Below are 4,507 nucleotides of genomic sequence, written 5' to 3'. Positions count from 1 at the left end.
GATCACCGGGCGGGCGCTCCCAACGGTGCCCCTACCACCCGTGGCAACCCCTTGCAGATGGACCATGAAGACGCGATGGCGACAAAACCGGAAATTCTCATCGTAGGGGGCGGCGTCGCGGGACTGGCCCTGGCCACCCGGCTGGGCGACACGCTGGGCCGTCAGGGGCTGGCCCGGATCACACTGATCGACAAGAGCTTCTCGCATGTCTGGAAGCCCATGCTGCACTGCTTCGCGGCGGGCACGGCGCAGAACGAGAACGACCGCATCAGCTTCATGGCGCAGGCCAGCAACCGCCATTTCGAATTCTGGCCCGGCGAGATCGTGGCGCTGGACCGCGCGAACAAGCGCGCCATTCTCGGCCCGTTCCGCTCCGCCGAGGGTGAAGTGGTGCTGGAAAGCCGCACGGTCGAATATGCCGCCCTGGTCCTGGCCATCGGCAGCCGCGCCAACGATTTCGGCACCCCCGGCGTGGCCGAACATTGCCTGTTCATCGACAATCTGGTCGAGGCCAACGGCTTCAACGAAAAGTTCCGCATGGAGCTTTTGCGCGCCTATGCCGTCGGCCAACCGCTCGACATCGCCATTGTCGGCGGCGGCGCCACCGGCACTCAGCTCGCCGCCGAACTGCACAAGGCGCTGGATCTGGTCGCCCTGCATTCCTTCGGCACGGCCCCGCCGCAACTGCGGATCACCCTGCTGGAAGCCGGCCCCCGCGTGCTCCCCGCCTTCCCCGAAGCCGTCTCCACAGCGGCGCAGCGCCAGCTTGAGAGCATCGGCGTCTCGGTCCGCACCTCCGCCATGGTCTCCGGCGCCGACGCCGAAGGGCTGAGCCTGAAGGACGGCACGCGCATTTCCGCCACGCTGCGCGTCTGGGCCGCGGGGGTGAAGGCACCGGACGTCACGTCGGCCTTCGACGGGCTCTCCCTCAGCCGCTCGGGCCAGATCCTGGTCCACCCCAACCTGCAATCGCAGGATGACCAGCATATCTTCGCGATGGGCGATTGTTCGTTCATCTCCGCTGACCCCCTGCCGCCCACAGCGCAGGTCGCCCGCCAGCAGGCCCATCACCTGGCCCGCCACCTGCCGGCACTGCTCCGCCACGGCATCCCGGTTCCCAACTGCGTCTTCCGCAACAAGGGCGCCATCGTGGCCCTGGGCAATTACAATGGCTGGGGCACGCTTCCGGGCGGCACCGTCTTCGGCGGCGGCTTCCTGCACGGCCTCAGTGCGCGGCTGGGCCATCTGATGCTCTACCGCCAGCACCAGGTGGAACTGTACGGCCTGTTCCGTGGCCTGATGTCCATCCTGGCCGACCGGATCGACGCGTTCGTGCGGCCGTCGGTGCGGCTGGACTGATCGCTACGCGGGCCGTGCCCGCGCCCCCCCCAGGGCCGGCCGCCCTCTGGAAACCCATTCAGGGTCTTCCGACAGGCGGGGCAGAAGCTCCGCCTGCAATACCAGCACCCTGCGCAGGATCGGCACCAGCGCCGGCCGCCCGCGCAACCTGATCCATTCGTCCAGCGCCGTGCGAAAGGCCGCGATCCCCGAGCGCGCGGCCACCCGCGCCGCCAGCGCCTGATCGGGCGAAGCCGGCAGCCGGCTGGCGAGCGCGACCGCCAGCGCATCCTCCCACCCCGCATATTTCCGCAGGCTGACCGACAGCAGCGCCGGCGTACGCTCGATCAGACAGACGAAGGCGAACGCCTCGGCACGGTTCTTCGCCATCTCCGGCACCACGGCTTCCAGCGCCGTGCGAATGATATCCGGCGGGCTGAAATCCGCCGGGCAGGATTCGACACTGGCGGTCAGCACATCGGTCATGTTCTGCGCCCACGCGGTCACGATATCGGCCTTGGTCGGAAAATACCGAAACAGCGTCCGCCGCGAAATGCCGGCACTGGCCGCGATCTCGTCAACCGTGGTGGCATCGAACCCCTGGATCGACAGCAGGCGCATCGCCCCTTCGATCAGCGCGGCATGCGTCTCGCTCCGCCGCGCCTCCCGCCGGGACGGCGCGGAGACAGAGGCTGCACCACGCAGAGAAGAAACCAGGGACCGGGACACGGGCAAGACAGGATCGCTCTCGAACAGAAATGACCGGCGAACCGGTCGGACAAACAAGCAGGAAAAAGGAAGCCAGCAGACTACCAGCAGACTATCGGCCCACAAAATCATCCCGACCGGGCAATAATAGACGCGAATGCCAAAAGCCTCCACCCTCCCGCGCCCCCTGCCCGCGCATTGCCGACAGGCCGCCGCACACGCTCCACGATGCAAAGCCGGCCGGCAAGGCTCTCCCCAACCCGATCCACCATCGCCGCACGCCACGCAGACACCCTGAATTCCTCTTTTAAATCAATACCATTTACGAAACATCTCCTTCCGGGTTGCACCAGGCCCGACCAACGGTCGATAATGCACGCGAAAGAAACAGCAGAGAGACGCATAACGCATGCCGGGATACCCGTTCCCCCACCACCTGACCGCATCCTCCTTCCAGGCCGTCAAAGGCGTGATTTTCGACATGGACGGCCTGTTGCTGGACAGCGAGACCCTGGCGATGGACGCGCTGGCCGAAGCGGGGACCGACCTCGGATATGACGTGCCGCTGGCCTTCTGCCGCGGCATGATCGGCATGCCGGCCGACACCTGCCGCCAGATGGTGCACGACACCTACGGCACCGATTTCCCGCTCGAACGCTTCTTCGCGTTGCAGGAAGAGCATCTCCGCCGCTACGTCGACAGCGACCGTCTGGTGCTGAAAAAGGGCGTCACCCCGCTGCTGGACCTGCTCGACCGGCTCAGCCTCCCCCGCGCCATCGCCACCTCGTCCAGCCGCTACCGCACCGACCACCACCTGGAACTGGTCGGCCTCCTCACCCGCTTCGACGCCATCGTCACGCGCGACGATGTCACGCGCGGCAAGCCGAACCCCGAACCCTACCTGACGGCGGCGGAGAAAATCGGCATCGCCCCCGAAGCCTGCCTGGCGCTGGAAGATTCCCACAACGGCGCCCGCGCCGCCCACGCCGCCGGCATCCCCGTCATCGTGGTCCCCGACCTCCTGGCCCCCACCGAAGACGTTCGTGAAAAAGCCCTCGCCATCGTCGACGACCTGGACCATGTCCGCCACTGGCTGGAACAGGCCCACGCCTGAACGCCCGGAAGCTGTCTGCAACATCATCCGTTCGGCGCCCCCAAAGGCCGCCCCATTCCGAAGCGCGAAGCATATATACCGGGCGCAAAACTAAACGGCATTTTCGTTCAACAGGCTGGCTTTACAAGCAGTCTCTGAACGGAAGTGCTCGCCCAAAAGCCCCCGCGCGCATCTCTACACACATTCCAAAAGATCGAAGGGCGGGCAACAAACCCCGTCCGCCCTCGACATCTCGTTTTTATCAATTACGGCAGCTTCCGCCCTCATGTCGGACGTTTAGAACTCACAGTGCTCTCGCCGCATAGAGGGCGTAAATGGTTCAAAGCATTGAGATCAAGTTTTCATAAACCAGCCATCTCGATAATCTTTTTTTTCTTGAGAAACGAAGATATTGAACGAATTTTGTTGGTCTCCAATTTAGGTCATTGCACCAAGAACTGAAAAGTGTAGTCCCCGATCTTCCACGTTGCGGGCTGTCCATAAGTCACACTGACAGAAATATGTTCAGCAATGCCTTCGGTTGGTTTCTCATTCAAAACGACTCCAGGGTCCGCCGTAAAATGGGTGCATCCGATTGATCCAGAAAGGGTTGCTGTGTCCTTCGTTCTAGGCTGAATGGTAAGTCTGCCTGCGAGGCCAGCTGTAAACTCTTGGGAACTTAACGTTTTCGTGGTCGTGTTGCCTTGAGTTATTTGTTGTAAGACCGGATAATTGCGCGTTTCGACGTTAGAAAAATCAAATGGGGAGTTCAACGAAACATTGCTGGCTGTTGCACCTATACTTTTGGCATCGCCGTTACATTGGATTAGGATCCCATGTGCATACACATTTTGAGGGACACTAATTTGCACACACATCCAGCTAACGGCGAGAAGGCCAACCTGAAAGCGAGAACGCATTGAGTTCCTGTCCATTATTTCGTGTCTGGTTTGCAAAGTATAGCACCCAGAGAGACGGACTGCCATTCGCATACAACAAAAATAACCTATCTTGGCTTCATCCAGATTCTTGATAATGTCTCAATTAAATCCACTCATGGGATAGTGTTCGAAGGCTAGGAGCGACCACAATGACACGTCGTCCCAAGTATCGATCTTGCAAATGTCAATTTTTTATCAGCCCGCCCATGAGATTACATTCTGCTCTCTTCGCATGACCGCTGGTATGATATGCAAAAATAGCGGGCTAGCAGGATCCGCCTCCAAAGCGACATCAAAACTCCCTGCCCGACGTGCGGAATCGGTCACTTATTCATATTTCGAAGACAATATGATTATCTATAAATCAGCTATGGTCATTCCATAAGTGAGTCGAATAAATGCAAAATAAGAATAAATTATAATAATT

At 60.7% G+C, this 4,507-nt stretch carries 4 protein-coding genes; 2 read left to right on the top strand and 2 right to left on the bottom strand.

Annotated elements, in window-relative coordinates:
- Positions 1 to 75 precede the first annotated feature (75 nt).
- On the top strand, positions 76 to 1,359 hold the full coding sequence (locus tag ABF821_RS20025; protein WP_415531355.1) for an NAD(P)/FAD-dependent oxidoreductase: 1,284 nt from the start codon (positions 76 to 78) through the stop codon (positions 1,357 to 1,359).
- 3 nt (positions 1,360 to 1,362) lie between these two features.
- Here the strand turns inward: ABF821_RS20025 and ABF821_RS20020 are convergent, their stop codons facing one another.
- Positions 1,363 to 2,067, bottom strand: a complete 705-nt coding sequence (locus tag ABF821_RS20020; RefSeq protein ID WP_415531354.1) for a TetR family transcriptional regulator — start codon at positions 2,065 to 2,067, stop codon at positions 1,363 to 1,365.
- Between the two features lie 388 nt (positions 2,068 to 2,455).
- Here ABF821_RS20020 and ABF821_RS20015 point away from each other — a divergent pair, with 388 nt between their 5' ends.
- The gene (locus ABF821_RS20015; protein WP_415531353.1) at positions 2,456 to 3,160 is read left to right on the top strand and encodes an HAD family hydrolase; all 705 of its coding nucleotides are present in this window, start codon (positions 2,456 to 2,458) and stop codon (positions 3,158 to 3,160) included.
- A gap of 422 nt (positions 3,161 to 3,582) precedes the next feature.
- On the opposite strand, the gene ABF821_RS20010 is transcribed toward ABF821_RS20015, so the two are convergent.
- Positions 3,583 to 4,059 carry a hypothetical protein gene (locus ABF821_RS20010; RefSeq protein ID WP_415531352.1) on the bottom strand — a complete coding sequence of 159 codons (477 nt, stop codon included), beginning with the start codon at positions 4,057 to 4,059 and terminating at the stop codon, positions 3,583 to 3,585.
- Between the last annotated feature and the right edge of the window lie 448 nt (positions 4,060 to 4,507).

The organism is Gluconacetobacter sp., assembly GCF_047721585.1.
GTDB classification, from domain to species: Bacteria; Pseudomonadota; Alphaproteobacteria; order Acetobacterales; family Acetobacteraceae; genus Gluconacetobacter; species Gluconacetobacter dulcium.
This window is presented reverse-complemented; position numbering and strand designations above follow the sequence as displayed.

Coding starts and splice junctions, on each gene's coding strand:
- ABF821_RS20010 (WP_415531352.1), bottom strand. CDS start 4,059: ATGCGTTCTCGCTTTCAGGTTGGCCTTCTCGCCGTTAGCTGGATGTGT.
- ABF821_RS20025 (WP_415531355.1), top strand. CDS start 76: ATGGCGACAAAACCGGAAATTCTCATCGTAGGGGGCGGCGTCGCGGGA.
- ABF821_RS20015 (WP_415531353.1), top strand. CDS start 2,456: ATGCCGGGATACCCGTTCCCCCACCACCTGACCGCATCCTCCTTCCAG.